This is a genomic window from Psychrobacillus sp. L4, assembly GCF_042944905.1.
Classification (GTDB): Bacteria; Bacillota; Bacilli; order Bacillales_A; family Planococcaceae; genus Psychrobacillus.
This window is the reverse complement of the sequence record NZ_CP168496.1, coordinates 2,306,576-2,332,600: the sequence shown is the minus strand read 5'-3', so window position 1 is coordinate 2,332,600 and position 26,025 is coordinate 2,306,576. Positions and strand designations below refer to the sequence as shown.

Below are 26,025 nucleotides of genomic sequence, written 5' to 3'. Positions count from 1 at the left end.
ACTAGATCTGAGCACCACATAATCAACTTTCAAATAAAAAAATCCAGGTCAGACTCTCATCTGATCTGGATTTTCTGTTAATTTTTTATTTATATAATCCATTATTGGAATGGCGATATCTTTTTTAGTTGTAGCGTAGTAAGACCTTGCTCCAACCGGATCTTCGATTTCATTGAACAGCCAATTTCCATCTGGCAGTAAAAGGAAGTCAATTCCGATATAATCACTTTTCAAAGCAGTTGCGATTTTTTTTACATCTGCAAGTTGCTGAGAGTTCAAAGAATATGCTTCCACTGTGCCGCCTAATGTAAAATTAGACTTAAAACTATCAACTGCGCCAATTCGTTTGACGGCTCCAATTACTTCAGTACCAAGCATGAACACTCTTATATCCGTTGCATTTGTTTCGATATACGTTTGTGCAATGATAGTTTTTGATGAGTGCTCTTGGATGAACACTTTTGACTGTTCTTCTGACTGAAATAGTTCTACTTGCGTCCCACCATGACCATCCACTGTTTTTAAGACAACTGGATAATCGCGAATTTCAGATAATGTTTTTATTTTCCTAGTAGGAACTGATGGAATTCCTAAAAGTTGGACGAGTTGAATTGCTTTGTATTTATTATTTGCAATGACATTTACTTCTGCTCGATTAAACATAGGAATATTACGTTCCTCTAATTGTTTCGATAACTTTGGATTTCTAGCTCTGAAAAAGATGAAATCGGCTTCGGGGATAGATAAGTTTTGATCGTCTATTACCGTAAGTGTATGTCCAAATCTTTCGGCAGCCATTATTAATCGTTCGATAAAACTGCTATTTCGTTCTATTTCTTTTAATTCGTATATTAATAAACCTTTCATATTACAACAGCACCTACTTTGGAAAGTATATAACGGATCATTGCATCTCCTACATTAATCCCGGTAACATTGTATAGATTACGGATATGTGCAACGCCGTTCACTTCGCAAACTAATGGCTCTTCATCTTCTCCAAACAACAAATCGACACCGGCAAATTCTGCATTTAATGCTTGAGCAGCGAGTATCGCGACCTCTTTTTGTCTTTCAGTAAGAATGATAGGTGAAGCTGTTCCACCGTTTGTAATATTTGCACGAAAATCTGTTTCAGAATGTCGGTACATACATGCAACTACTTGTCCGCCGACAACATTTACACGAATATCACGGCCTCTACTTGACTCAATATATTCTTGGAAAACATATTCTTTTCCATTCAGTTCTTCCGCTTTATCGAAAAATTGTTTTTTAGTTTCGATTAAATATACTTTCATACCAAAAGATCCATGTGCTTCTTTAATAATCATAGGTAGATGAATCGTTTGTAATACTTGCTCATAGAATCCAGAATGCTGAATTGTAAAGTTAGCATACACTTTTGGAGCTATAATGGTTCTTGGCATTGGAATGTGAGCCTTTGCTAATGTCATGTATTGTCTTGCTTTATTGTCACATATTTCAATAACATCTGGGTCATTAAAAACGGGAATTCCTTCATTTTTTAAAAACTTTGCTAATAATATATCTTTATCTAAAAAGACCACAAAGTCTGGTTTTGCATGTAATCCATGCTGGACGTCCATTAAAAGCTCATAATTTTTAACTAATGTTGCTTGTATTCCCTGCTTATTAGCTGCTTCTTGTAGGAGGAGAGCTTGATCGATAAATTTTTCATCTGTAAGACTACCGTTGTATACAATCCAACATGTTTGCATAATGATTGACCTCCGCTAATGCGTGATATAATAGTATTCACAAGAAGTTTAGCACGAATTTAATCTAGAAGGAATAGGGTGAAGTAAGTGGAAATAACTAATTTTAATTTTTATAAAAAAAAGTGGAAAGTACTAAGTGAAACGATTATTAAACCAGGATTAGAATCTATTCAACAAGCTTTAGATAAACTAGGAAACCCACAAGACAAACATCGAATAATACATGTAGCGGGTACGAATGGAAAAGGCTCGACTATTGCTTTTTTAAGTGCAATCGCTAAAGAACATGGTATAAGTTATGGATCATTTACATCTCCTTGTATGGTGGATGTGCATGATCAAATTCAATTGAATGGTCACAATGTAACATCTGAACAAATGGATAGAGCGTTTCAAAAGATGCAGCAAGCGGGTCTAAGTGAGATGCTAACTGATTTTGAATTATTGACGGTGACAGCTTTTTTAGTATTGGAAGAAGAAGCGCTAGATGTCATCTTCATCGAAGCTGGTATGGGTGGAAGGTTTGATAGTACGAATGTAATGAAAAAGTCGATTACTGTCATTCCAAGTATTTCGGTTGACCACACCAATTTTTTAGGAGACACAATAGAAGAAATAAGTTGGCATAAAGCAGGAGTTTTGAAAGAGAACTGCAAATTAGTTATTGGTCCGTTAGTAGGAGAGGCCAGAACTGTATTTATAAAAGAAGCAAATGAAAAAAGTGTTTCTGTCATTGAATGTGAGAGAGATTTTATTATAAAAAACAATACATATACATACTGTAATATTCAATTTGAACTTTTGCGTCCAGGGATGATAGGTAATCATCAATTGTCCAATATGGCCCTAAGTATAACTGCATTATTAGAATGTGGTTTTAGTTTAGAGGAAAGTAAAACTCAATTGGCAGTAGGACAAGCCAGTTTATCTGGGAGAATGGAGAAAATTAAGGAAGACATTTATTTTGATGGAGCCCATAACCAAGCTAGCATTGATGCATTAGTAGAAACGATAATAAAACATTTTCCAAATAAACGAATTCACTTTATAATTGGTATTTTAAAGGATAAGGATTATGTGTATATGTTAAGAAGGTTAGAGGAAGTAGGTTCCTCATTTGAATTTGTAGAATTTCACCATGAACGATCTTTATCTGCTAACGAGTTGTATAAATATTGTTTGCATGACGACAAATTCATTACTAAAGACATAGAAAAAATAAATATTAAAAATAATCTAAATAACGATGTAACTATTATCACGGGGTCTTTATACTTTATCTCAGAAATTAGAAGAAAAACAGGTAAATAGTATTTGCATTTTTCTTTAAATTAAGTGTTACAATTTAATAAATAGGGTAATGAGCTAATAGTAATAGAAAAAACGTAAAAAGGAGATTAATAGTCCTATGAATTATACAAATAAAGCAAAGAAGATAATGGTGATAATGTGGCTATTATGCGTGCCTTTAGGTACATTTTTAGTATATTTAAAGTCACCAACTCAACTATCTGACTGGGAACATTATGGATACTTTTTACTGTTAGCTTTATTATCAAGCGTATTCCCCTTCTTTATCGCAGGTTCGACCCTTGTTTTAGTATTATGGGTTAATATGGCTATCTTTTTGAAATTTGGACTCTTAGCTGAAGTTATTTCTATGCAATTATGCATGTTTCCACTTGTTTACCATATGAAGATCAATCGACAAACACTTTATAAATACTTTTTTAATTCTTTTATGTTTTTTGGTCTTTCTGTTTTATGTGGTTCACTCGTCATGGCATTAGGTTATGAAATAGGAAATTTAAACTTAAATGATGTGGTTTTATATGGTTCGATTTATGCGATTTCTTATATTTTATTGAACCATATAATTTTATATATTCGTGAATATGTATGCGGTTTCAATCCGGTACTATTAACAAAAGATTTTTACTGGGAAGTTTCTTGTTTATTAATGACTTTGCCATTTGGATTGAGCTTATATCTTTTCGAAAGCTCGATAGGTGCTTCAGCATTATGGCTGCTTGGAATACCATTGATATCAATCACCTTACTTATCCGGATGTATAGTAATTCAGAAAAAGTAAATGCTGATTTGAACAAAGCAAGTGAGTTTGGACATCAGTTGGCAGAACGAATGACCAGTAAAGAAATTATGGACATCTTTTTAGAACGTTTAGCGAATATGTTTCCGATAGATTGTGGTTATATTGTCGATAATGTGGAGGATGAGTTCTTCGTTTTACGCGCAATGGAAGATGGTGTGAATAAAGAAATTCAATGCTCCCATGAAGATATCAAATATAGTATCGCTGGTAAAAGATATGAAAAAGGGGTTCCTGTTTTATATAAAAAACAGTCTGAGTGGAATTATATGATGCCTCCGTTTTTAGCAGATGATATGCAAAGCCTTATGTGTGTACCAATCTATCGTAACCAAAGAATTGAAGGCGTGCTTGTATTAGCTGCTAGAGAAAAACATGCATTTGAACCCTATCAGTTGAAGATTGTTCATTTATTATGCTCTTATTTCGCAGTGTCGCTAGAAAAAGCAAGATATGTGAAAGAAGCCGTTGAAAAAAGCGAGATTTGTGAGTTAACGAAAATTCACAACTACCGTTATTTGGACAAGCAATTGGAACAGGATATGAAAAAAATAGAGGAAGGTAAGTATCATTCTGTCTCTTTAATCATGTTAGATATCGACAAATTCAAAGCCGTCAACGACACGTTTGGCCATCATAGCGGAAATCTAATCCTGCAAGAGTTCGCGCAAATTATTAGTCAAGAAATTGGCTCCAGTGGTACAGTTGCCAGATACGGGGGGGAAGAATTTGTTATTCTGCTTCCAAACTATTCAAAACTACAAGCAATCTCCATTGCTGAACAACTTCGACGAAAAATTGAGCAAACCCCATTTATTGTCCAGCTAGATTTAGATGAGGTTTCTAGGGAAGAAATTATTTTTATTACTGCAAGTATAGGTGTTGCCTCAGCTCCGGAGGATAGTGATGAGGGGAAATCATTGCTTCGAAACGCCGATCGTGCGTTGTATATTGGAGCGAAGCAGGCTGGTAGGAATAGGGTTGCGGAGTATATGAAATAAAGAAAATGAAAAGCGAGGGTATCCTGAACTGACCTAGCGATATGAGACACATATAAAACACCTATTTTAGGCTGCCGCAATGCCAAATTCTTTTGGTGTTAGGTAGCCTAATTTTTCTTGGATACGTTCTTCATTGTAATGATGAAGATATTCGTCAATTCGTTGTATAACGCAAATATTGCTCAATGAATTAAACTTAGTTAAATAAAATTCTTCTGTTTTTAAACTAGAATGATAGGATTCGATAACAGCGTTATCCCAACAGTTGCCGCGTCTGGACATGCTACTCACTAGATGATTCTCCTTCAAGCAATCCTGATACGCATATGATGTGTAAACACTCCCTTGATCAGAATGTACAATGACTTCCTGCGGATTTCCACGAGCTATCAATGCCTCTTTAAGCGTATCTATTACCAACGGTGTCTGTTGATGATTGTAGAGCTTATAAGCGACAATTTCATTATTATATAAATCCATGATCGTCGAAAGATATAAAGTGACGCTACCATATTGAATATACGTAATATCTGTTACCCATTTTTCATTCGGTTTACTAGCTGTAAAGTTACGATTCAATAAATTTGGGGCAATTACTACTGACTCTCCTTGTGATTTCCATTTTCGTTTTTGCTTCACTTTGCATTGAAGATTATACTTCTGCATGGTTTTCTGGACCGTATTGCGGTCTAATTCAATTCCATATTCTCTTTTCAATAACGCCTTAATTTTACGATGACCATTGCGGTATTTCGTTTTCTTGCATAGTTCGATGATTGCTTCTTCTGCTTTGGTTCGAACGTATTCTACACCTTCTGCTAACCAACGATAAAAGGTGGATCGAGGCACCTGAAGGGCTGACAGAATTGCCGTTACTGTATATTTTTTTCGATACTTTTCCACGATTTGAAGAACTAGCTGTTTTTCAACTCCTTTACCATTTCCATATACTTTTTTAGAATCTCATTCTCCATTTTCAAATGGTTCATTTGTGTATCTTTCTTCTCTTCTTCACTCTTAAATTCAGGTCCATGCCCAAATGAATATTGCTTCCCGATCGGTTGATCGAAACGATGAATTTCATTCGCTCTATACCATCTCATCCATGTCTCAATTTGAGATTTATTCTTAATTCCGTATTTCTCCATAATTTCTTTCGTCGTAAGATGACCGCTCATTTTATCTTTCACGACTGCCCATTTAATTTCACTTGAATACACGTTTTTGCCCATGCAAAAACACCTCCGATTTAAGTACTTGTTTTAAGTGTACCACTATCGAAGGTGTTTTATATTGTCTCATTATTTTAGGTTAGTCCAATCCAGAGTTTGGATGCTCTCGCTTTTTTAATATCAAATGCATGAGGGGGACTCAATTAAACGTCGAAAATGATGCGTTTCTTAAAACTTTATATTCTATTACTAGATGATTGTTTTAGAGTAGAGAGATAATGTATAATGAAGCTAAATTTATCTTATGAATAATAGTATTAAAGGAATTTTTATGAAAATATTCACAGGGGATAGGTGAAATACATGAAATATTTGAACAGACGAGGTATGAGCTTGGTTGAGCTTTTGGCAGCAATAGTCATTATGACGATCATTCTAACATCTTTCTCCTTGCTCTTACTCTCCGCTGCAAGATCTACCCAGCAGTCACGTTCGGTCGTGGACTACACCTTTATAGGCCAGTCCAAAACTGAGATTGTATTTGAGGCTGTTAGCAGTTCAACGCGATCAACCATAGACGGCGTGATGACTGCTCGTCCCATATTCTTTAAAAGTGAAGGGGACCCGAATAACCTAATATACTTAAAAGAGGAAACCGATGTGAACGGTCGGAGTTATGTGGTACGTGTCACGTTTACCGATTATGCTACGGAAGATGATCAGTTCCTCAAGCTATCGAGTCTACTGAGTAATGTGGTAGTCGAGGTCACTCCGGACGGTGCTAGCCACCCATCAGCAATCATTGAGACTGTAATGGAATGGGGTGGGTAGAACATGAAGCAACAACGAGGTATTACCTTGATTGAAGTCCTCGCCGTACTTACACTATTATCCATTATTTCTGTAATCATAATCAGTATCACTATCAACACTCAAAACACCTTTAAGCGTCAACAAGAGGATAACTTGACGACCACTGATATGACTCTACTATTAAACAGCATGACCTCTGAGATTCGGATGCATCCGTCACATGTGTCTGTCGGAAGGAAGGAGCTACGTATTTCGCCGCCTAATGAAGGGGCGACAGTCTATACCTTTGACGAAGGAACAGACACGCTACTGAGAAATGGGGTCACCAATGGTGTAGGCATATCCGCTTTCGATCCCACTCTTGATGGCGATGTTTTGACTATCAAATTGACTGATCCGAAATCAAAGATTTGGTCAACTAGGATAGTATTAAGGAGGGGGAACCGATGAACGCATTCAAGATCATCCGTCAGGAAAAGGGCTATGCACTGTATATTACGCTGCTGACCTTACTACTTGTCACTTTCGTAGGGGGGAGCCTTTTAACCCTAACTAAGAATACCACCATCGTCACAAAAAGTGAACGGAATAACCAATCTTCCTATTACATTGCAGAAGCAGGTCTAGTCGAGACACGTGCGCATATCAACGAAATCGCTCTTCAGACCTATTATGATCTAAAGGGTGAATACGAGAAGATTAAAGACCCTGACTTGAAGGAAAACTATAATTTGGAGCAACGTTTCCTCAACCTTGCGAAGAGCAATATTGATAAATTTATCACTACAAATATGGATACTGAGATTACCTATGGCGTGCAATTCGGAAGCATACCACCAGAATCTCATGTTACTGTCGCACCAGATCTTTCGAGTCCGCTTGGTTACACCATAGCATCAGTCGGACGAGTGCAATCAGGAGATGGGAACTGGAAAGAGAAACTTGTGACTCAAAACATCAAAATTAGCATGGAAGTACCTAAATCTACAACGACGATTACAAAGCCTGGTAGTACCGCTGTAGATAAGCTGAAAGCGTGTTATGCGGTATATTCGAAAGATCCGATTAACTATGCTGGAGGAACGGTCTATGGTGACATTTATTCAAATGGAAACATCACCATATCAAATGGAAATGTTGAAGGTAGTGTCTATTCGGATGGAAATATCATCACAAACAGAGACATCAAAGGTACGGTCGCTGCAAAAGGAAGCTTGAAAATCGATGGAGGAAACATTAGTGGTTCTACCTATGGAAACGGCATTACTATTTCGAATGGTTCTGTAGGAGGGAACCTTGTCAGCGATGGAGATCTGTCCATAACCGGTGGATCTATCTCCCAAAATGCAATTGGAGAGAACGTAAAAATCACTAATGGTACTGTTACAAAAAATCTGGTTTCTATGCAGGACCTTACAGTCCAAGGTGGAAGTGTTCTTTCTAATGCAGTCAGTCATAGGGAACTCTTTATTAAGAACTATCCCAAAATTGGTGCAAACGCAGTGGCCAAAGAAAATATTTATGTCAATGAGGATTGGTTTGGAGATATATCAGGCAAATACATTTATGGGAACAAGGTTAACTTCGTGAATTCAAATAATGGAACAAATAAGCCGGACAAAATAGAGAAGCGGACTGATATAAATACTTTTTTAAACCAGTATCCTAGTTTGCAGTCTATTATTAGACCTTTATGGGGAGAAGACGTAGGCTGTCTTTCAGATATGCCTAAGCTTCCTGCCATTGCTACTGCTTTTCCTTCAACACAGGCGATTTCTCCAGCAAATGAGACGATACAAACACCTGATAAAAATCGCCATAATGTTATCGAGAACGGAGTGCTAAACGTCAATAGTTATATTGTCCGAGATACTGATTACCATCTTGTCATGGATCGCGATATGTACTTCAAGAAAATCAACTTTAGTGAGAATTATACACTCAAAATAGATCTGCAGAACCAGGACCGTAAAATCTATGTCGACGACTTCAACAACTTACAGGGACACATCGAATTGATTAATCCTGGTTCGCTTGAAATCATTATTCAGAACTCCTTTTATTCAAAAGGCGAATTAAATAAACATGGTAATACTAAAGATCTTACTATCCGTTATGCGGGGAGCAGGGACGTTAATCTCTCGGGCGAATCGCTCATTAATGGGTCGTTCCATATCCAACGTGCCCCGCAACTGACAGTGAATGCGAACGGTATCCGTGGTGACCTGATCGTCTACGGGAACACAGCCATTAACATTTCAGGTGGCTCATCAGTATCTGAGAATCTGATCCTTGCCCCTAACGCTTCCCTGTCAATTACAGGGGGCGGAAAGGTCAAAGGGAACGTGATTGCAAAGTCTCTAAAGATGGATGGAGGTGCGACCATCACACCGCCAGATGGGAACACTGGTCAGTGGGAAGCGCCGGGATCCACGCCCGAAAAGATTGAAGTGCCCGTTTACGGAGATGGCGAGAATTTCCTAATCACTGACCCAGTGACACAAAAGTAGATATCGCAAATAAAAGAAAACCGTACAGTAAATCACTGTACGGTTTTCAATCATAATGTTTGATGAATTCCAAAATAATTTGGACCAGAATGTCCTGTTTCAGCAGGTATGAAAATTTTTTCTCAAAGAGTCCTGTGAATTAGGTTTTGATTGAAGATGGGAACTTTACATTTTTTATTGCAATTCTCCTTTAGTTTCACCTTAAAGACGGGTAGCATAATCTCCAAAAGAAAATATGAAAATATACTCTGAATTTGAGTTAAAAATAATTCTATCGATTAATATTATTTGAAATCATTCCTTCTCTCTTACCGCCGATTTGCAATTGTTTTTCTTCCTCTACTTACCGTTAGTAATTGGTAGGTATGCAATTAAAATTATTTGCAGCTTTTTCCATACTTCTCAAGGAACTTGCCAGTTTCCAAGCATTCCGCATTCCATCTAGATATATTTTATTAATTATAAGTTTCTAGTTAATTTTGTTGATTAGTGTTATTTAATTTGTTCTAACTCACATTTCTTCCTATATTTGTCGACTTTTTTTTTCCAAAGCTAGTTCTGTAACTCTTGAGACTTTAATGAGTGTACTTCTCTTAATTTTATCAGACATATGGATTAGTTTATGGACCTTTTTTGGAGGTTACATAAACTATTAGATTTGTCCCTTCCACCAAGAAGTATAGGAATGTTGTGATGAACGTACAAGTCGTGAATTTTTAATTTCATTAACAACATTATTTCATACCCTATGTCTTTACATAATTGTGTGGTTAATTGTGTTCAAGCTTCTTCGGTAAACAGAGTTAAACTTACCGTAAAATCTATCACGTTTTTGGTTTTGATTATTCCGAGAGGAAAGAAATATACCTATATTTTCCGTTTGTAGGAATATGGATAGAAACAATGAAATAACAACTGTTAATAATACGACTGATTCTAGTATTTCAACAAACCGGAAATCCACTCGTATTTTTAATTCTATTTAGCATAAAGTGATCATCCATTTTTCTTGTGAAATTCGTAAGAATCCATTTCATTTGTCAAAAGTAGAGTTCTATATACTATACTAAGATAGAGTTAATATTTTGCCTAGGATTTCTAAAAGAATATATTGTAAATTAATTTTATTTTCTTCTATAAAACTCTTGTAATTGTTAGCTTAATCATATATAACTAAGAAAAAAGAATCAATTACTTTTTAACTGATATGTAAAATATTATTAATCTATTACTAAATTCCTAAAAAACAGAACTTGAAAATAAGTTTATTTGCCTAAAAGTTAGGGAAAGTGGTTATTATCTAAAAAAAATTTAATAAAAGTTTTTAGAAAGGGGATGCTACTGTGAAAATTATTTGGAAAACTTTTATACTATTTATTTTAATCTTTATTCTCGTTTATTTATGGGCCGGTAATTTTACACCTTGGCTACAGTCAGTTAAAGCGGATAGTGAAATATCTAGGTCTACAATTGGTGGTCAAGAAGTGGAGTTCCTCAAAAAAAATGAAATGAGTACTCTACTTAATTCGAAAATATTGGAGTGGAAAGAAAAACCGATTTTGTTAACTGGGAATCATACGAACCTTACCTTGCAGCCTGATTGGTTTACATTTGATGTTGAATCTACTGTCGAGCAATACTTTAATGAATTAGACAAACCATGGTATGCTTTTTGGAAATCTACTCCAACTATTCATATACCTTTGCAATTTTCTATGAATCCAGAAGCAAATAGTTTAATAGAACAACAAGCACAATTGAATAAAGATGATACGCTTGCTAGTATCATCTCCCAAGTTGGTGTTCTCTCTTCCGGCCCTATTGAGAGTGTTGCATTAGACTTTTCGTTATTCGAAACGGAACGTGTTGCCTTTGATGTGGAAGAAATACCTAATACCTCTCATGGTTTAAAAGATATTGTCTCTGCATTAAATGATCAAGTTATTGGAAGTGGAGAAGTATTTTCTTTGCTTGAGCATTTAAGTGATGTCAATTTAGGAACAAATAATGAGGCAGTAGATTTCGTTGCGTCTATGGTTTATAGTGTGTTACTTCAAACGAATTATGAGGTCGTAGAACGACATTCACAAGGTGAAATTCCTCCCTACTTAGAACCAGGAATTGAAGCGAAGATACATAAAAATAAAGATTTGAAGTTTATGAATGTGAATAATTCACCTGCAAAGTTAAAGTTGACGATAAAAGACTCAAGTTTATTAGTAGAATTATATTCTATTCCTTTAGATACTATCGCAAATTATCAGGTGAGAGATAGCTTGGAAATTAAACCAAGAACAATTTACCGTTATTCTTCCGCTTTAAGTCCTGGACAAGAGGAGCTTATACAAGAGGGAGAGGCTGGTCTCCGAGTGTTTGTTTACCGAACTATTTCTGAAAAAGCTGGTCCATTTGAAAAAGAAGAGCTTATCAGCCGGGATTATTATCCTCCGATAAATAGAGTCATTTTAAAGTCTTCTATTGCGCCTGAAGTACCGGCTATTTCTGATCCTGACCTTACTATTGATATGAATGGGGATGGTTTACCAGATCTAGAGAACACACCATTAACAGATTCAAGTAGTAGTGGTGTAACGGATCATCCGACTAGTGGAGAAGTTTATAACGAGTTACCAGAGGATAGTTATTATGATAAAGCTGGAAATATTATTGAACAAAGTTCGGAATAATTGTTTCTAGGGGGAAGATGATGAAAAATAATGCACGTAAGCGATTAGGGGATTTACTTGTTGATTCCCATGTGATTAATAATGACCAGCTAGAATATGCGCTATCTCATAAAAGTCGTGAAGAAAAACTTGGGGACTTTTTAATAAGAGAGAGCTTATTAACGGAGCAACAATTAATCGAGGTGCTTGAGTTCCAATTAGGAATTCCACATGTCAGTTTAAATCAATTTTCAATTGAACCGGAACTAATTCAATTAGTTCCAAAAGAGTTAGTAAAACGTACAAACATAATGCCGATTAGAAAAGATCGGAATAAGCTACTGATCGCAATGGCTGATCCGATGGACTACTTCGCTATTGAAGAAGTTCGTATGGCAACAGGATGTCAAATCGAGACAAGTATCGCTACTAAAGACGACCTTTATCGAACAATTACAAAATACTATGATTTGCAAGAGTCGATGGATTTAGCCTTAAGTGATATGACGCCTACCGAATTGGAAAATGACACGCAAATAATGGACGAAGATTCTCCTATTGTTCGGTTAGTCAATCAAATTGTCGCAAATGGGGTTGCGCAGCGAGCTAGTGACATCCATTTTGATCCACAAGATAAAGAATTACGTGTTCGTTATCGTGTGGATGGCATGTTAAAGACGGAAAGAGCCCTACCAAAACATATGCAAAATGTCATATTAGCCCGAATTAAAATTATGGGTAATTTAAATATTACGGAAAATAGGATCCCGCAAGATGGGCGTATTAAATTGGCTGTTAACATGAAACCAGTAGATATCCGTCTATCCACCTTACCAACAATATACGGTGAAAAAGTTGTTATGCGTATTTTAGATTTAAGTAGTGCGCTAAACAATATGGGCAAACTTGGATTCAATGAAAAAAACTATCAAACTTTTAATGAAATGATTGAAAAGCCGAATGGCATTGTATTAATAACAGGACCAACTGGATCTGGTAAGTCCTCTACTTTGTATGCAGCGCTTAATAAATTGAACGGGGAAGATGTTAATATTATTACAGTGGAAGATCCTGTGGAATATCAACTTGAGGGGATAAATCAGATACAAGTTCGAGAAGAAGTAGGTTTAACCTTTGCTGCAGGTCTCCGATCTATTTTACGCCAAGACCCAGATATTGTAATGGTTGGAGAAATACGTGACTTGGAAACTGCACAAATTGCCGTGAGAGCTTCATTAACAGGACATCTTGTACTCAGTACACTACATACAAATAGTGCAGTGGAATCCGTTTCTCGTATGAGAGATATGGGCGTGGAACCTTTTTTATTATCTTCTTCCTTAGTTGGGGTTGTAGCGCAACGATTAGTTCGAAAAGTTTGTCGTGATTGTAGTGAAGTTCAAAAACCAAAGGAACGAGAAATTGAAATTTTTGCAGAACATGGCATGACGGTTCAAGAAGTACGTCGAGGTAGAGGCTGTCCGTCTTGTAACCACACTGGTTATAGAGGACGAATTGCCATACATGAAGTGCTAGCGGTTGATGAATTTGTTAAAGATGTCATTTTAACTGGAAAAAGTAATGCACTTCTTAGAGAACATATGAAAGAGATGGCTTATTATAGCTTGTTAGAAGATGGACTACTGAAAGTACAAGAGGGGTTAACGACTACCGAAGAAATTCTTCGTGTCGCAACGATTGATTAAGGTGGGATGATATGAAAACTTCCATTATCCAATTATTAGAAAAATCTTTTCAAGATAAAGCATCCGATCTTCATATAACAGTTGGACTGCCTCCTGTATTTCGAGTGAATGGTGCATTAAAAACATTCGGAGATACAAATTTGTGTGAAGATGATACAAGAGGAATGCTAAAAGAAATCTTACCCGCTCCTAAAATGGAGGAGTTTGTAGAAAAAGGGGAGATTGACTTTAGTTATGAAATACCAACCTTTTGTCGGTTCCGTATAAATGCTTATCAACAGCAAAATCATGTATCAATAGCTGCACGTATGATTGAAACGAAAATACCAGCTATTGAGACGCTCGGAATGCCTAATGTACTTTATACATTAGCAGACAAGCCACAAGGTCTTATTTTAGTTACAGGTCCAACTGGATCTGGGAAATCAACAACTCTTGCTTCCATGATCGACTATATTAATACAACCAAATCAAAGCATATTATTACATTAGAAGATCCAATTGAATATGTGCATACCCATAAGAAATCTGTTATCAATCAACGAGAAGTTGGAGCTGATACGCAAAGCTTTGCTAACGGACTTCGAGCCGCACTTCGCCAAGATCCAGACGTTATATTAGTTGGAGAGATGCGGGATTTAGAAACGATTTCGACAGCAATTACTGCTGCGGAGACAGGTCATTTAGTAATGGCAACTTTGCATACTAGTAGTGCTCCTACGACGATTGACCGGATTATTGATGTATTCCCATCCCATCAACAAGGGCAAATTCGTATTCAATTAGCAAATGTGCTTCAAGGCATCATTTCGCAACGACTATTTGTTCGAAGTGATGCTAAAGGTCGAATAGCGGCAACTGAAATTTTACTGCAAATACCAGCTGTAGCGAATCTTATTCGCAACGAAAAAGTACATCAAATACAAAACGTGATGCAAACGAGTCGAGCGCTTGGTATGCATACACTTGAATCATCTATTCAAAATTTACTTTCTTCCGGCAAGATTTCGATGGAATCTGCTAAACCATTTATGAATGTAGGTGAGTATTGATGGTTGTATTTAAATACAATGGTCGAACTGCACAGGGCGGTTTAAAAAAAGGAACAGTGGATGCTATCAATAAACAGGCTGCAATTACAAAGCTTCGCGGCCTAGGCATAAATCCAAGGGAATTAGAGGAATCCAAAAGTATATTACACAAAGAACTCTCGATTGGTGGAAAAGTAAAAAATCAAGACTTTGTCATATACAGCCGACAATTTGCAACATTAATACGTGCAGGAGTTTCTATATTAGAGTCTACTAGAATTTTAGGAGAACAAACTTCCAGCAAAGTGTTAAAAAAAGGCTTGCAGAACGTGGAAGAGGATGTTCGTTCTGGGCTGTCCTTTTCGGATTCCGCAGCTAAATATCCGAAAGTATTTCCTGCGTTATTTGTCAATATGATTCGTGCGGGGGAAGCGACTGGTAATCTGGATGAGTCCTTAGAGAGATTAGCATTTTCATATGAAAAACAATTTAATTTGCAAAAGAAAGTGCAATCAACATTGGCTTATCCTGTTGTCTTATTAGTTCTCACAGTAATTGTAGCTGTGTTTTTAATGTTAACGATTGTTCCGCAATTTGTATCCATGTTTGATGATATGGGAGCAGAACTTCCTACCATTACAAAGGTGGTTATGGGATTTAGTGAAGCACTCCAATCTTCCTGGTATATATTTTTAGCGCTAATTATTCTTGTCGTTGGTAGTTTTGGCTATTTCTTTAAAAAAAATACTACCTTTAACTTTACAGTTAATTTAATTTTGTTGAAAATTCCGGTTTTTGGGAAACTTCTTCAAAAGTCAGCGATTGCAAGAATGACACGTACACTTTCTTCGTTATTTAGTAGTTCAGTCCCGATTTTACAGGCGCTTACAATCGTAGAAAAAGTAATTGGTAATCCAGTCGTGAGCAAAGTAGTGCGAGAATCTAGGACAAGCCTTGAGCAAGGAAGTACGCTCACCGCACCACTTGAAAAAAGTTGGATATTCCCTCCACTTGTTACGCAAATGACCGCGATTGGAGAGCAAACAGGTTCTCTCGATTATATGTTAGAAAAAATTGCGGTGTTTTATGAAGATGATGTGGACCGTACAGTGGACACGTTAAAGTCTTTAATCGAACCCCTGATGATTGTATTTTTAGCTTCTGTAGTAGGAACGATCGTTATGGCAATTATGGTACCGATGTTTAGTTTATATGAACAAATGTAATCGTTGTTTTCCATTAAAGGAGGTGATAAGTCATGAAAACAATGATGAAAGAAACAATGCACGAAACGATCGAAACCAATACTAGGGGGAATCATAAAATGAAAAAGTTCACTAAAATACTTAAAAATCAAAAAGGTTTAACACTTATCGAGCTTCTAGCAGTTATCGTTATCTTAGCTATCGTAGCTGCAATTGCTGTTCCTGCAATTGGAAATGTAATTGCTAATTCTAGAGATAAGGCTGTTCTAGCAGATACAGCAACTATCCTTTCAGGTGCAAAATTAGCAGTTAATAGTGGAGGTTGTGCTCAAACTGAGAGTATTGTAAATACTGTTAAAGTTATTACTTATACTTGTGGATATGATGAACTAAATACGTATGTTGAAGGAATAGACCAATTAGAATCTGGAGATCAAGTAACAAAAGTAGGGGATTTATGGACCATAAAATACGGTAAGTTAGCGCGTGATTGGAATATAAAACCTGCACCACTTGATAAAACAGACTCCACTATTACAGAAACTAAATTATTAGAAGCTATGGGTAATAAAAAGTAACCCTATGACTACAGCAGACTCAGTTTGCTGTAGTCTCTTATTCTCACGTTTGAGCAAACGAAACAATCGTTTTCCGAAACGTGAAATTAAGACATTTATATAAATAGAAAGATAGTTATTGGGGGTAACGAGTTTGTTCAAAAGTAAAAAGAAGCGTTTTATTGCGTTAGAAGTGAATGCATATATTATCCGGGCTATTGTACTGGATAGTCCAGATATCAACCAAGCAACCTTATATGAACAACCGCTTCAAGCTGGGATTATGGATGGCGACGTAATTCGGGATGAAATGGATTTATACGATATATTGAAATACCTTATCAAAGAATGGGGCATCAAACGGTACGATGTGCGATTTTTTGTGCCAGACAGTTCTGTCATGATGAAAACTTTTGAGCACCCTAAGGAACTAACCTCATCCAAGCTAAAAGGATATGTGGAGATGGAGCTTGGACGAACAATACATCTGCCATTTTCTCAACCATTAATTGATGTTTACGATGAAAAACCGAATGATGGGGAAGCAACTCTATTTGCAGCTCCTTCGGAAGAAATTATTAAAATGGGTGGATTATTAGACGATCTGTCTTTGCATCCAACGATTTCCGATGTCCGTACGTTATCCACCATTCGCTTCTTGGAAAAAACGAATACCTTTGTTGCTGATAAAAGCTATTTAATCACGGATTGGTCGATTAATGGAGTATCTATTAGTATTTATACCCCTGGAAAACTTGAATTTCTTCGTTACCAAGCGATAGATAGTCCTCTACAAAAATGGCAATCACGTCAGGAAAATGAGAAAGATGTGTTGTTTTTTTATGAAGGCGAAATAGAAGAGTATCGTAGCCAGTTAATCGATCAAATTGCTGAAATCGATCGAATCCTAAATTTTTATCGATTCTCTTTATATAAAGGGGAAAAAGCAGTGGATGAAATCATTATTTTAGGAGATTCTCCTGATATAGACTATATAACTTCCGAAATGCGTGCAAATTATGGAACACCCATTCAGTATATTGATGATGCAATGATTCGAGCTTTCTATCCTAATTTTAAAGCTAAGCATGTGCCACTTCTTGGACTTGTTCTTAAGGAGGCCTTTTAATGGTTCCAGAGATTAACTTATTGCCCAAAATGGAGAGAAGAAAGTCTAATAATCTCTTCCTAATATTAGGTGTGATTTTATTTGTTGTACTTATTCTATTCATTAGTATGCAGTTATTTTCATTTAAAAAAGATATTAACGCATTAGATACGGAGGAAACCCAATTAGCAGCAGAAAGGGATGTGCTAAATGCTCAAGTTTCTTCTACTAATCAAACGGAAGATCAAGGAAGTCTATCTTCCTCCGTTGATTTTGTAGAGGGTGTTTCCTATCCTGTGAGTCCCTTAATGGATGAAGTACAATCTTTGTTAGTTGATAACACGTATTTACGTGACTATCAATTTGATGAAACAGGTGTTATCCTTTCTGCTGATTTTGAGACAATGAATGATGTATCCATTTTTATTGAAAAGTCATTAAATAGTTCGTATTTTGCGGATGTGAAAGTAGAGCAAATTTCAACATTTGAGCCAGTAGGCAATGCGGAAGAAGCGAAAGGAACTGACTTTGATGTTCAAGCTCGTTATTCTGCAACCCTTAATTTCTCCATCGATCAAACGTATTTAAGTAAAGGAGGTGCCCGTCGATGAATGATTTAGTCAGTAATAAGAAGACGGGTTTCTTCTTAATAATAGCCTTACTTGTGGTGGTTCTTGGGGCAATCTATTATTACTTTGTTTATCCATTAAACGAAGAAAAAAATTCAAGAGAAATAGGGATTAGTAATGTTCGAAATGAAATTGCAGTGTTGCAAACACAATTAGTCCCACCAGTTATAGAAACAGATGTGATGGAAAATAGTTTTGCTTTACAAAAAAAAGTACCAGCGACTCGTGCTCTAGAGGAGTTAATCCGTTCGATCGAACAAGTAGAGCTTATTAGCGAATCTAAAATTGAATCGATTAACTTTAATAACTATGATGAGAGTGTGGCTGAATCTACCCTTGTACCAATTAAAACGGAAGAAAATGCACATACGGATGCTACAGAAACGACAGAAGAAAATATGGCTATTGAAACACCTGTTTCTCCAGTAGCTAATATTGTGCTTCCTGCTCAATTAAAGTTAATTACTTTAAATATTTCTGTGTTAACGAAGGATTACGAACATTTAAATTCCTTTATGAAAGAACTTGAAAATTTAGAACGAATCGTCCGTGTCGATCAAATAAAGTTCTCGGTTCCAGGTGAGGAACAACAAACTGAAATGGAATCGGAAGAAACAATTTCTGCTGAAATTCAATTGACCACGTTCTATTATGATGGCGAGTAGACTTTAGGTTGTTTACTCGTTTTTCTTTTGTTGGTATCATACTATTTAAGGGACTTTAAAGGTAGGGACAAAGCGTATGCCGATTGGTCAATTAAGCATTTATCTATGCACATATATCCTTCCAACCCTTTATTTATTTGGGATGGCTTGTGTCGTTATTTCACAGCATCCGAAAAGACTAGAGAACAGATTAGTTGCATCTATCGTGTTTTTATATAGTCTACTATTCTTTGAAGAGTTTTTCAGGCACTTATTACCGATTGAGTTAAGTGCAATTATGTCAAAACTGTTTTTTGGAAATTTAGGTTTGCTAATTGTAGGTATCACTTTTCATCTGTATATGCATGTTGCCCTTTTACACAAAAGGGGTGGGAAAAGTATTTATCCTTTTCTTTTTTATGTTCCATTCTTCGTAGTAATCGCTTTTCTATTATTTGATCATAATTTAATTTCGAACACACAGTACCATGTGGAAGGTATTTGGTATGCACCTGTGTTCAATGCCCAATATTATACGACAATGACGGTATCCAATATTTTTATCGTGTTTATGCTGCTCATCATTGTGGTCGGTTATCGTAAAGTACAGTTCGTGCAACACAAAAAGACACTTCGCTTTTTTATGTTGTGCACTTGTGTGATATTAGCGTTAAATATTGCTTTAGGATATCCGAACTATGGAGAAGTTCTTCCGCCTTACCCGTATTTATACGAAGGGCTCATTTTTTCTGTTTTCTTAACTATTTCCGTTTTGCGATTTAACTTATTGCCAAATGTATCGAGACGTTATGAGACATTATTTGATTTGAGTCCAAATTCTATCATGGCTGTAAATAGTAAGTGGGATATTTTGGAGGTGAATGAGCACGCGAAGCAGATGTTACGTATAAATGACAAATCAACTACCAATATGATGAGTTTTGTTCAAACGAAGAACAATCAAAAGCTACTAAGGAAGCTTGCTTTTGTTCTTCAGGAAAATGAAGTAATTCATGATTATAGGATGTCATTTGAGCCTTTGCATAAGGACGGAATCATTCATCTTTCAATTGATGCCTCGATTGTTTTTACTGGTGAGGATAAAATTTACTATTTAATGTGGCGAGATGTAACGGATGACGTAGAAAAAGAAAAAATTATTATGCATATGGCATATTATGATGTGTTAACTAATCTAAACAATCGAGCATTTTTTGTGACGAAAGTCAGTAAGCGATTAGTGGAACTGTCGAATAGTCCAAATAACTCAGCTGTGCTAGTTTTACTCGATTTAAATCATTTTAAAGAAGTGAATGACAAATTTGGACATAGTATTGGTGATCAAGTACTTCAGCATACTGCGGATATATTAAAGCAGGCAGTACGAAAAAATGATTTAGTTGCACGCTTTGGAGGAGACGAGTTTGTGTTGTTTTTACAAGAATTCCCTTCTAGAGAATCGTTTTTTGAGTGGGTACTTCGTTTGCGCTCTTTGTTTGCGGCAAATCGATTTGAAACAAAGGATATAGTTGTTCAAATCGAGCCAAGTATTGGAATGGCATTTTATCCTGATCAAGCGCTTACATTTGAGGATTTATTCCATGAAGCAGATTTGGATATGTATGAAGATAAAAAGAGTTTAAAAAGTATGAAATAAGGTGTTTATACATGGAGATTGCACTAATTGTTATTGTTTTTATATATGGGCTTGTATTCGGTTCGTTTTTCAACGTGGTAGGATTACGCGTTCCGAAAGGGGAATCGATTGTTCATCCTCCTTCGCATTGTAAAGTCTGTGATCGGAATTTGACGTTGCTAGATTTAGTGCCTGTTTTTTCCTATCTGTTTTTACGAGGGAAATGTCGTGGTTGTGGGACGAAGATTCATTGGATGTATCCTGTGATGGAGCTTTCAACGGGTATATTATTTGCTTTTGCATTTGTCCAACTTGGATTTTCAAAAGAACTGATCGTAGCTATTTTATTTATATCCTTGCTTGTGATTATTACGGTATCGGATATCGCGTTTATGCTCATTCCGGATAAGATTTTATTATTCTTTTTAGTTCCTTTAATTGCTGCAAGGTTTTTATCTCCTTTAGCTCCTTGGTGGGACAGTATAATCGGAGCGGTTATCGGGTTTGGGGTGTTATTTTTGATTGCAGTGTTGTCGAAAGGCGGAATGGGTGGCGGGGATATTAAGTTATTTTTTGTCATCGGGATTGTTTTAGGTGTAACGCAGACTTTAGTGACTCTATTTTTGGCGTCTTTCATTGGAGCTATTATAGGTGTTATTTCTTTGAAGATTGCTAAGAAAGGTCGTAAAACCCCTATACCATTTGGGCCATCGATTGCTGTAGCAGCAGTTTTTTCCTATTTTTATGGACAAGTGCTTGTCGATTGGTATGTAAATTTGTTTTTTTAACTCGATAAATTTTATGGACGAGCCGACATAGGTCTCGTCTTTTTTTATTTTCCGCGTGTTAAGGTTGTGAGTAAAAGAGGTGAAGTTATGCCAATTAGAAGACGGAATTCAAGGAATAAAGTAATATTAGCGGGAATACAAGGGTTAGTGATAGGTATTGTTGGCGTTTTACTTTTTGGATTTATACTAAGTTTATCGAATGAAAAGAAAGTAGCAGATCCCGAACAAGTTTCAACACCTCCAGTGGCGGAAGAAAAAATAGGTGAAATAGATAAAATAGAAGTAAGTGCAGATGTTGCCCTTCCATTCAAAGCGAAACAATATGGCATGTTTACGACAAAAGATAGCGCGTTTGACTTTATAAGTGAACAGCCTAGCCTTCAAAAAGCGAGCATTGTTAATGTGAATGATCAATATTACGTGTGGAGTAAGTTATTTGTAAATGAAGTGAGTGTTTCAGAAAATGAAAGTTTACCTACTTTCATTAAACCTTTATCTATTTCCACGAAGGGTTGTGAAGATCCCAAAACGAAAAATATTATCAATCTATTACAAGAAGATAAACTATCAAAAAATTATTTTGATGCCCTTGAAAAAAAAGAAGAATATCCAGATGACTTGGTGGGTATTGTTGCTGCAATATCAACGTTTACGGATGATTCTGCCGTTATTCGATTATTAATTTTGACTCATTATTTGGAACAAAATGATTGCTTAAAATTGAGTTTCTGATAGTAAAATGATGCCAAAATGAAGTTGTACTCACTTCTCGCACAATTTCCATTTTTACAATTCTTTTGTATTCTATTGTAAAGGAGGAATTCATATGAAACTTATAACAGACAAAAAAATTATTCTAGCAAGTGAGTCACCAAGAAGAAAAGAACTTTTTAGTAGTTTAGGTATTCCATTTGAAGTACAACCATCTGGAGTTGTGGAAGAATTAGAGGGAGTCTATGATCCCGAGCAAATGGCGATTGCAATAGCAGATTTAAAAGCTACTGAAGTTTTCCAAAAAAATCCTGATGCGATTGTCATTGCTGCTGATACGACTGTTCGTATTGGAAAAGCGTTATTATCTAAACCCACGAGCAATGCTCAAGCCAAAAAGTTTATGAAATTACTATCTGGGAAAGTTCATAACGTTATTACAGGTGTTACTATATTAGGACCTGGTATTAGTATCGCTTTCGCAGAATCTACTTTAGTGAAATTTTATGAGCTTTCCATTGCGGAAATCGATGCTTATGTGGAATCTGGTGATCCATTAGACAAAGCAGGTGGCTATGGTATACAAACGATGGGTGGACTATTTGTTGAAAAGATTCAAGGTGATTATAACAATGTAGTAGGGCTACCTATAAGTCGGTTGTATCGAACGCTAGTTACTTTAGAGGTAATCGAATTTGCTAAGGAGAAATCCAAATGAACGTGAATTTGCCACCTTCTTTAATGATTCGTGATGTGCATTTAGCAGATCGTCCCCGTGAAAGATTAATAAGACAAGGTGCTGAAAGCTTGTCAAACCAAGAATTGATAGCTATCTTGCTTCGTACTGGTACGAAGCAAGAGTCTGTTCTTCATCTAGCTAATCGTGTCCTATCTTTTTTTGAACAAATTCAAGAATTAAAAAATGCCACTATAGAAGAAATGATGTCTGTGAAAGGCATAGGGGAAGCAAAAGCTGTCCAACTATTAGCCGCTGTTGAATTGGGAAGAAGATTATCCCAGCAACAAACGGATGATAAGTTTACGATAAGATCTCCAAAAGATGCCGCAACTTATTTAATGCCCGATATGACTTCTTTGAAACAAGAACATTTTGTTGTTCTATTTTTAAACGTAAAGAATCAAATACTCCACAAACAAACTATTTTTATCGGATCCCTAAATGCATCCATCGTTCATCCACGCGAAATCTTCCGCGAAGCTGTGAAACGTTCAGCAGCTTCTATCATTTGCGCGCATAACCATCCATCCGGAAATCCCGCACCTTCACCCGAAGATATTGATGTAACCAAACGATTATTAGAAGCAGGACAGCTTATGGGGATAGAATTATTAGATCATGTCATCATCGGTGATCACCAATTTATTAGTTTGAAAGAAAAGGGGTACATGTGACACTGTGCATTTTCCGTTCTATCCGTTATAATGTGAGTTATGACTTTAAAAATAACTTAGAGAAACTTGCGTTAGATGGAAAGGGAGTAAAAAATAGTGTTTGGATTTGGATCAAGAGATGTAGGAATCGATTTAGGAACAGCGAATACGCTGGTATTTATCAAAGGTAAAGGTATTGTTTTAAGAGAACCTTCTGTAGTTGCTAAAAACGTACAAAATAGATCCATTGTTGCGGTAGGTAATGATGCAAAAAATATGATTGGACGTACACCGGGTTCTATCGTAGCGATTCGTCCAATGAAAGATGGCGTAATTGCGGATTTTGATACAACATCTGCAATGATCGAATATTATTTAAAAAATGCAATGAAAGCAGCAGGAATGTCATGGAGCAAACCAAATGTGATGATTTGTGTCCCGTTTGGCATTACTTCTGTAGAGCAACGTGCAGTTATTGATGCAGCGAAACAAGCTGGAGCTCGCGATGCAGTAACTATCGAAGAACCATTTGCTGCAGCAATCGGTGCAAATTTACCTGTTTGGGAACCTACTGGTAGTATGGTCGTTGATATAGGTGGAGGTACGACAGAAGTAGCAGTAATTTCACTTGGTGGAATTGTGACAAGTGAGTCTGTTCGAGTAGGCGGCGACGCGATGGATCAAGCGATTACTAGTTATGTTCGTAAAACGTATAATCTAACAATTGGTGAACGTACTGCGGAAGCGATTAAAATTGAAATTGGATCGGCGAGAGTAATGGATACAGAAGATCAGATGGATATTCGTGGACGAGATCTAGTTACTGGCTTACCGAAAACGATTGAAATATCTTCAAAAGAAATTGCTAATGCACTTCGTGAATCTATTTCTGCCATTATTGATGGTGTAAAGAAAACGCTTGAGCAAACACCTCCAGAACTATCAGCAGATGTAATGGAACGTGGAATCATGCTTACCGGCGGTGGAGCACTACTTAAAAATTTAGATAAAGTTATTAGTTATCAAACGAATATGCCCGTATTTATTGCAGAAAATCCATTAGATTGTGTCGCTTTTGGTACTGGGAAAGCACTAGATCATATGGACTTATTGAAACGACAACAAACGAGATATTAAGGGGTAGTGAGATATGCCACAGTTTTTTTCAAATAAGCGATTAATATTGCTGCTTGTAGGAATGATTTTTCTTGTGGCACTCATCAGCTTTTCGTTACGAGATCGTGATCATGCATCTGTTCCTGAACAACTAGTTAAAGACGTGGTCGGCTTTGGGCAATCTATATTTTCAAAGCCGACACACTATGTAACTGGAGTTTTTAACAATGTTGAATCATTGCTTAATACATATGATGAAAATAAACGATTAAAAGCTAGATTAGAAGATTATGCGACCTTACAAGCAGATGTAAATGATTTAGAAATACAAAACAAGGAATTACGAAAAATTGTAGATATAAAAGAAGACCTTCGTGCATATGATCCAATTCAATCTACTGTTATTGCTAGAAATCCTGACCAGTGGGAAGAAAAGATCATGATTGATAAAGGAAAGATTCACGGGGTAAAAGTTAATATGGCAGTTATGACTGCGCAAGGTCTAATTGGGAAAGTAACGTTAACTACACCATATACATCTACTGTAGAACTTTTGTCTACACAAAATCCGAATTACAGGGTATCCGCCGTTATTGCAGGTAAAGAAGAAGTATTTGGATTAATCGAAGGATATGATGAAAAACGAAAAGAGCTTATATTAAAGCGAATTGACTCCGAGTTTGAAGTGAAAAAAGGACAAAAAGTTACTACATCTGGTTTAGGTGGAATTTTTCCAAAAGGTATTTTAATCGGAGAAGTTACGGAAGTGACTACGGATGACTATGGCTTAACAAAACTTGCCTATGTAAAACCAGCAGCCAGTTTCTCCATTTTGGATCATGTTATTATTTCGAAACGTTCCATTTCTGTAATAGATGGAACGGATGGGAAAAATACAGAGAAAGATTTAACAAAAGGTGCGGGTGACGGCTCATGATTCGTTTATTAGTAATTATCATTTCGGTTCTATTATTTTATATGGAACCGATTTTTGGACTTTTTTCTCCTATTGAACTCAATAACGATTTCTATATTTTAGTTCCTCGTTTTTTAATCATGTATTTAATATTTGTCTCTATCTATTATGACCGAAAACGCGCTATGATCTATGCAATATTTTTTGGACTCTTGTATGATGTGTTTTTCATTGATATTATTGGATTATATTCTTTTATTTATCCTCTTATGTGTTTAGTTGCTAGTTTCATTGCTAAATATGTACATCAACATTTAGTTGTAGCAACGTGTTTAACGCTAATTTTAGTGACGGTTGTAGAGTTATTATTGTATTTATTTTATACTTTTATAGGGATAAAAAGCATGACATTCACAGAATTTTTACAGCATAATCTGTTACCAACGATGATTGGGAACTTAGTCTTTATCGTGATGTTCGGGTGGGTTTTTAAATATATTCTTCTAAATCGATTTAAACAAAAAACATTATTACTACAAAAGTAATGTGCATGTTTAAATGGTGGATCTGA

At 36.2% G+C, this 26,025-nt stretch carries 24 protein-coding genes; 21 read left to right on the top strand and 3 right to left on the bottom strand.

Annotation, left to right across the window (positions count from 1 at the left end):
* Positions 1-48: 48 nt before the first annotated feature.
* Both ACEPXG_RS11265 and ACEPXG_RS11260 read right to left on the bottom strand, forming a co-directional pair.
* Positions 49-867 (bottom strand): ATP-grasp domain-containing protein, encoded by an 819-nt coding sequence (locus ACEPXG_RS11265; protein WP_391202236.1) that lies wholly within the window; start codon positions 865-867, stop codon positions 49-51.
* Positions 864-1,742, bottom strand: a complete 879-nt coding sequence (locus ACEPXG_RS11260; protein ID WP_391202233.1) for an ATP-grasp domain-containing protein — start codon at positions 1,740-1,742, stop codon at positions 864-866. Before ACEPXG_RS11260 ends, ACEPXG_RS11265 begins: the two co-directional genes overlap by 4 nt.
* Positions 1,743-1,829: 87 nt before the next feature.
* On the opposite strand from ACEPXG_RS11260, the gene ACEPXG_RS11255 reads away from it, so the two are divergent.
* Positions 1,830-3,053, top strand: a complete 1,224-nt coding sequence (locus ACEPXG_RS11255) for a bifunctional folylpolyglutamate synthase/dihydrofolate synthase (protein ID WP_391202230.1) — start codon at positions 1,830-1,832, stop codon at positions 3,051-3,053.
* 97 nt (positions 3,054-3,150) lie between these two features.
* Positions 3,151-4,854: a sensor domain-containing diguanylate cyclase gene (locus ACEPXG_RS11250; protein WP_391202227.1), complete on the top strand. Its 1,704-nt coding sequence runs from the start codon at positions 3,151-3,153 to the stop codon at positions 4,852-4,854.
* A 66-nt stretch (positions 4,855-4,920) separates the two neighbouring features.
* Here the strand turns inward: ACEPXG_RS11250 and ACEPXG_RS11245 are convergent.
* A protein-coding gene (locus ACEPXG_RS11245; RefSeq protein ID WP_391202224.1) for an IS3 family transposase occupies positions 4,921-6,086 on the bottom strand; the annotation gives its coding sequence in 2 pieces (ribosomal slippage) (positions 4,921-5,810 and positions 5,810-6,086; 1,167 coding nt in all).
* Between the two features lie 303 nt (positions 6,087-6,389).
* On the opposite strand from ACEPXG_RS11245, the gene ACEPXG_RS11240 reads away from it, so the two are divergent.
* The 19 genes from ACEPXG_RS11240 to mreD all read left to right on the top strand — a co-directional run bounded on the left by ACEPXG_RS11240 (position 6,390) and on the right by mreD (position 25,999).
* Positions 6,390-6,857, top strand: a complete 468-nt coding sequence (locus ACEPXG_RS11240; protein WP_391202221.1) for a prepilin-type N-terminal cleavage/methylation domain-containing protein — start codon at positions 6,390-6,392, stop codon at positions 6,855-6,857.
* A gap of 3 nt (positions 6,858-6,860) precedes the next feature.
* Positions 6,861-7,289, top strand: coding sequence for a prepilin-type N-terminal cleavage/methylation domain-containing protein (locus tag ACEPXG_RS11235; protein WP_391202218.1), 429 nt, complete (start codon positions 6,861-6,863; stop codon positions 7,287-7,289).
* The gene (locus tag ACEPXG_RS11230) at positions 7,286-9,349 is read left to right on the top strand and encodes a hypothetical protein (protein WP_391202215.1); all 2,064 of its coding nucleotides are present in this window, start codon (positions 7,286-7,288) and stop codon (positions 9,347-9,349) included. Before ACEPXG_RS11235 ends, ACEPXG_RS11230 begins: the two co-directional genes overlap by 4 nt.
* Before the next feature lie 1,343 nt (positions 9,350-10,692).
* Entirely contained in the window at positions 10,693-12,036 is a 1,344-nt protein-coding gene (locus tag ACEPXG_RS11225; RefSeq protein ID WP_391202212.1) for a VanW family protein, read from the top strand.
* A 20-nt stretch (positions 12,037-12,056) separates the two neighbouring features.
* Complete coding sequence (locus ACEPXG_RS11220) at positions 12,057-13,721, top strand: GspE/PulE family protein (protein WP_391209886.1); 1,665 nt, start codon at positions 12,057-12,059, stop codon at positions 13,719-13,721.
* A gap of 11 nt (positions 13,722-13,732) precedes the next feature.
* A complete protein-coding gene (locus ACEPXG_RS11215; protein ID WP_391202210.1) occupies positions 13,733-14,773 on the top strand; it encodes a type IV pilus twitching motility protein PilT in 1,041 nt (346 codons plus the stop codon).
* Positions 14,773-15,978 (top strand): type II secretion system F family protein, encoded by a 1,206-nt coding sequence (locus ACEPXG_RS11210; RefSeq protein WP_391202207.1) that lies wholly within the window; start codon positions 14,773-14,775, stop codon positions 15,976-15,978. Before ACEPXG_RS11215 ends, ACEPXG_RS11210 begins: the two co-directional genes overlap by 1 nt.
* A gap of 32 nt (positions 15,979-16,010) precedes the next feature.
* Positions 16,011-16,535 carry a prepilin-type N-terminal cleavage/methylation domain-containing protein gene (locus ACEPXG_RS11205; protein ID WP_391202204.1) on the top strand — a complete coding sequence of 175 codons (525 nt, stop codon included), beginning with the start codon at positions 16,011-16,013 and terminating at the stop codon, positions 16,533-16,535.
* 133 nt (positions 16,536-16,668) lie between these two features.
* Positions 16,669-17,643, top strand: coding sequence for a type IV pilus biogenesis protein PilM (gene pilM / locus ACEPXG_RS11200; protein ID WP_391202201.1), 975 nt, complete (start codon positions 16,669-16,671; stop codon positions 17,641-17,643).
* Positions 17,643-18,233 carry a PilN domain-containing protein gene (locus ACEPXG_RS11195; protein WP_391202198.1) on the top strand — a complete coding sequence of 197 codons (591 nt, stop codon included), beginning with the start codon at positions 17,643-17,645 and terminating at the stop codon, positions 18,231-18,233. Before pilM ends, ACEPXG_RS11195 begins: the two co-directional genes overlap by 1 nt.
* Positions 18,230-18,916 carry a type 4a pilus biogenesis protein PilO gene (gene pilO, locus ACEPXG_RS11190; protein ID WP_391202195.1) on the top strand — a complete coding sequence of 229 codons (687 nt, stop codon included), beginning with the start codon at positions 18,230-18,232 and terminating at the stop codon, positions 18,914-18,916. The genes ACEPXG_RS11195 and pilO overlap by 4 nt, the downstream gene beginning before the upstream one ends.
* Before the next feature lie 76 nt (positions 18,917-18,992).
* Positions 18,993-20,552: a diguanylate cyclase gene (locus ACEPXG_RS11185; protein ID WP_391202192.1), complete on the top strand. Its 1,560-nt coding sequence runs from the start codon at positions 18,993-18,995 to the stop codon at positions 20,550-20,552.
* Positions 20,553-20,563: 11 nt separating this feature from the next.
* A complete protein-coding gene (locus tag ACEPXG_RS11180) occupies positions 20,564-21,319 on the top strand; it encodes a prepilin peptidase (protein ID WP_391202189.1) in 756 nt (251 codons plus the stop codon).
* A gap of 87 nt (positions 21,320-21,406) precedes the next feature.
* Positions 21,407-22,051 carry a hypothetical protein gene (locus ACEPXG_RS11175; protein ID WP_391202186.1) on the top strand — a complete coding sequence of 215 codons (645 nt, stop codon included), beginning with the start codon at positions 21,407-21,409 and terminating at the stop codon, positions 22,049-22,051.
* A gap of 94 nt (positions 22,052-22,145) precedes the next feature.
* On the top strand, positions 22,146-22,748 hold the full coding sequence (locus tag ACEPXG_RS11170; RefSeq protein ID WP_391202183.1) for a Maf family protein: 603 nt from the start codon (positions 22,146-22,148) through the stop codon (positions 22,746-22,748).
* A complete protein-coding gene (gene radC, locus ACEPXG_RS11165; protein ID WP_391202180.1) occupies positions 22,745-23,443 on the top strand; it encodes a RadC family protein in 699 nt (232 codons plus the stop codon). Before ACEPXG_RS11170 ends, radC begins: the two co-directional genes overlap by 4 nt.
* 96 nt (positions 23,444-23,539) lie before the next feature.
* The gene (locus tag ACEPXG_RS11160) at positions 23,540-24,559 is read left to right on the top strand and encodes a rod shape-determining protein (RefSeq protein WP_391202177.1); all 1,020 of its coding nucleotides are present in this window, start codon (positions 23,540-23,542) and stop codon (positions 24,557-24,559) included.
* Positions 24,560-24,572: 13 nt separating this feature from the next.
* Positions 24,573-25,475: a rod shape-determining protein MreC gene (gene mreC, locus ACEPXG_RS11155; RefSeq protein ID WP_391202174.1), complete on the top strand. Its 903-nt coding sequence runs from the start codon at positions 24,573-24,575 to the stop codon at positions 25,473-25,475.
* Positions 25,472-25,999, top strand: coding sequence for a rod shape-determining protein MreD (gene mreD / locus ACEPXG_RS11150; RefSeq protein WP_391202171.1), 528 nt, complete (start codon positions 25,472-25,474; stop codon positions 25,997-25,999). Before mreC ends, mreD begins: the two co-directional genes overlap by 4 nt.
* Positions 26,000-26,025: the final 26 nt, after the last annotated feature.

Bases quoted from the DNA above. Each gene is read 5' to 3' on its own strand.
- ACEPXG_RS11265 (WP_391202236.1), bottom strand. From the start codon at position 867: ATGAAAGGTTTATTAATATACGAATTAAAAGAAATAGAACGAAATAGC.
- ACEPXG_RS11260 (WP_391202233.1), bottom strand. From the start codon at position 1,742: ATGCAAACATGTTGGATTGTATACAACGGTAGTCTTACAGATGAAAAA.
- ACEPXG_RS11250 (WP_391202227.1), top strand. From the start codon at position 3,151: ATGAATTATACAAATAAAGCAAAGAAGATAATGGTGATAATGTGGCTA.
- ACEPXG_RS11240 (WP_391202221.1), top strand. From the start codon at position 6,390: ATGAAATATTTGAACAGACGAGGTATGAGCTTGGTTGAGCTTTTGGCA.
- ACEPXG_RS11235 (WP_391202218.1), top strand. From the start codon at position 6,861: ATGAAGCAACAACGAGGTATTACCTTGATTGAAGTCCTCGCCGTACTT.
- ACEPXG_RS11230 (WP_391202215.1), top strand. From the start codon at position 7,286: ATGAACGCATTCAAGATCATCCGTCAGGAAAAGGGCTATGCACTGTAT.
- ACEPXG_RS11220 (WP_391209886.1), top strand. From the start codon at position 12,057: ATGAAAAATAATGCACGTAAGCGATTAGGGGATTTACTTGTTGATTCC.
- ACEPXG_RS11215 (WP_391202210.1), top strand. From the start codon at position 13,733: ATGAAAACTTCCATTATCCAATTATTAGAAAAATCTTTTCAAGATAAA.
- ACEPXG_RS11210 (WP_391202207.1), top strand. From the start codon at position 14,773: ATGGTTGTATTTAAATACAATGGTCGAACTGCACAGGGCGGTTTAAAA.
- ACEPXG_RS11205 (WP_391202204.1), top strand. From the start codon at position 16,011: ATGAAAACAATGATGAAAGAAACAATGCACGAAACGATCGAAACCAAT.
- ACEPXG_RS11195 (WP_391202198.1), top strand. From the start codon at position 17,643: ATGGTTCCAGAGATTAACTTATTGCCCAAAATGGAGAGAAGAAAGTCT.
- pilO (WP_391202195.1), top strand. From the start codon at position 18,230: ATGAATGATTTAGTCAGTAATAAGAAGACGGGTTTCTTCTTAATAATA.
- ACEPXG_RS11185 (WP_391202192.1), top strand. From the start codon at position 18,993: ATGCCGATTGGTCAATTAAGCATTTATCTATGCACATATATCCTTCCA.
- ACEPXG_RS11180 (WP_391202189.1), top strand. From the start codon at position 20,564: ATGGAGATTGCACTAATTGTTATTGTTTTTATATATGGGCTTGTATTC.
- ACEPXG_RS11175 (WP_391202186.1), top strand. From the start codon at position 21,407: ATGCCAATTAGAAGACGGAATTCAAGGAATAAAGTAATATTAGCGGGA.
- ACEPXG_RS11170 (WP_391202183.1), top strand. From the start codon at position 22,146: ATGAAACTTATAACAGACAAAAAAATTATTCTAGCAAGTGAGTCACCA.
- radC (WP_391202180.1), top strand. From the start codon at position 22,745: ATGAACGTGAATTTGCCACCTTCTTTAATGATTCGTGATGTGCATTTA.
- mreC (WP_391202174.1), top strand. From the start codon at position 24,573: ATGCCACAGTTTTTTTCAAATAAGCGATTAATATTGCTGCTTGTAGGA.
- mreD (WP_391202171.1), top strand. From the start codon at position 25,472: ATGATTCGTTTATTAGTAATTATCATTTCGGTTCTATTATTTTATATG.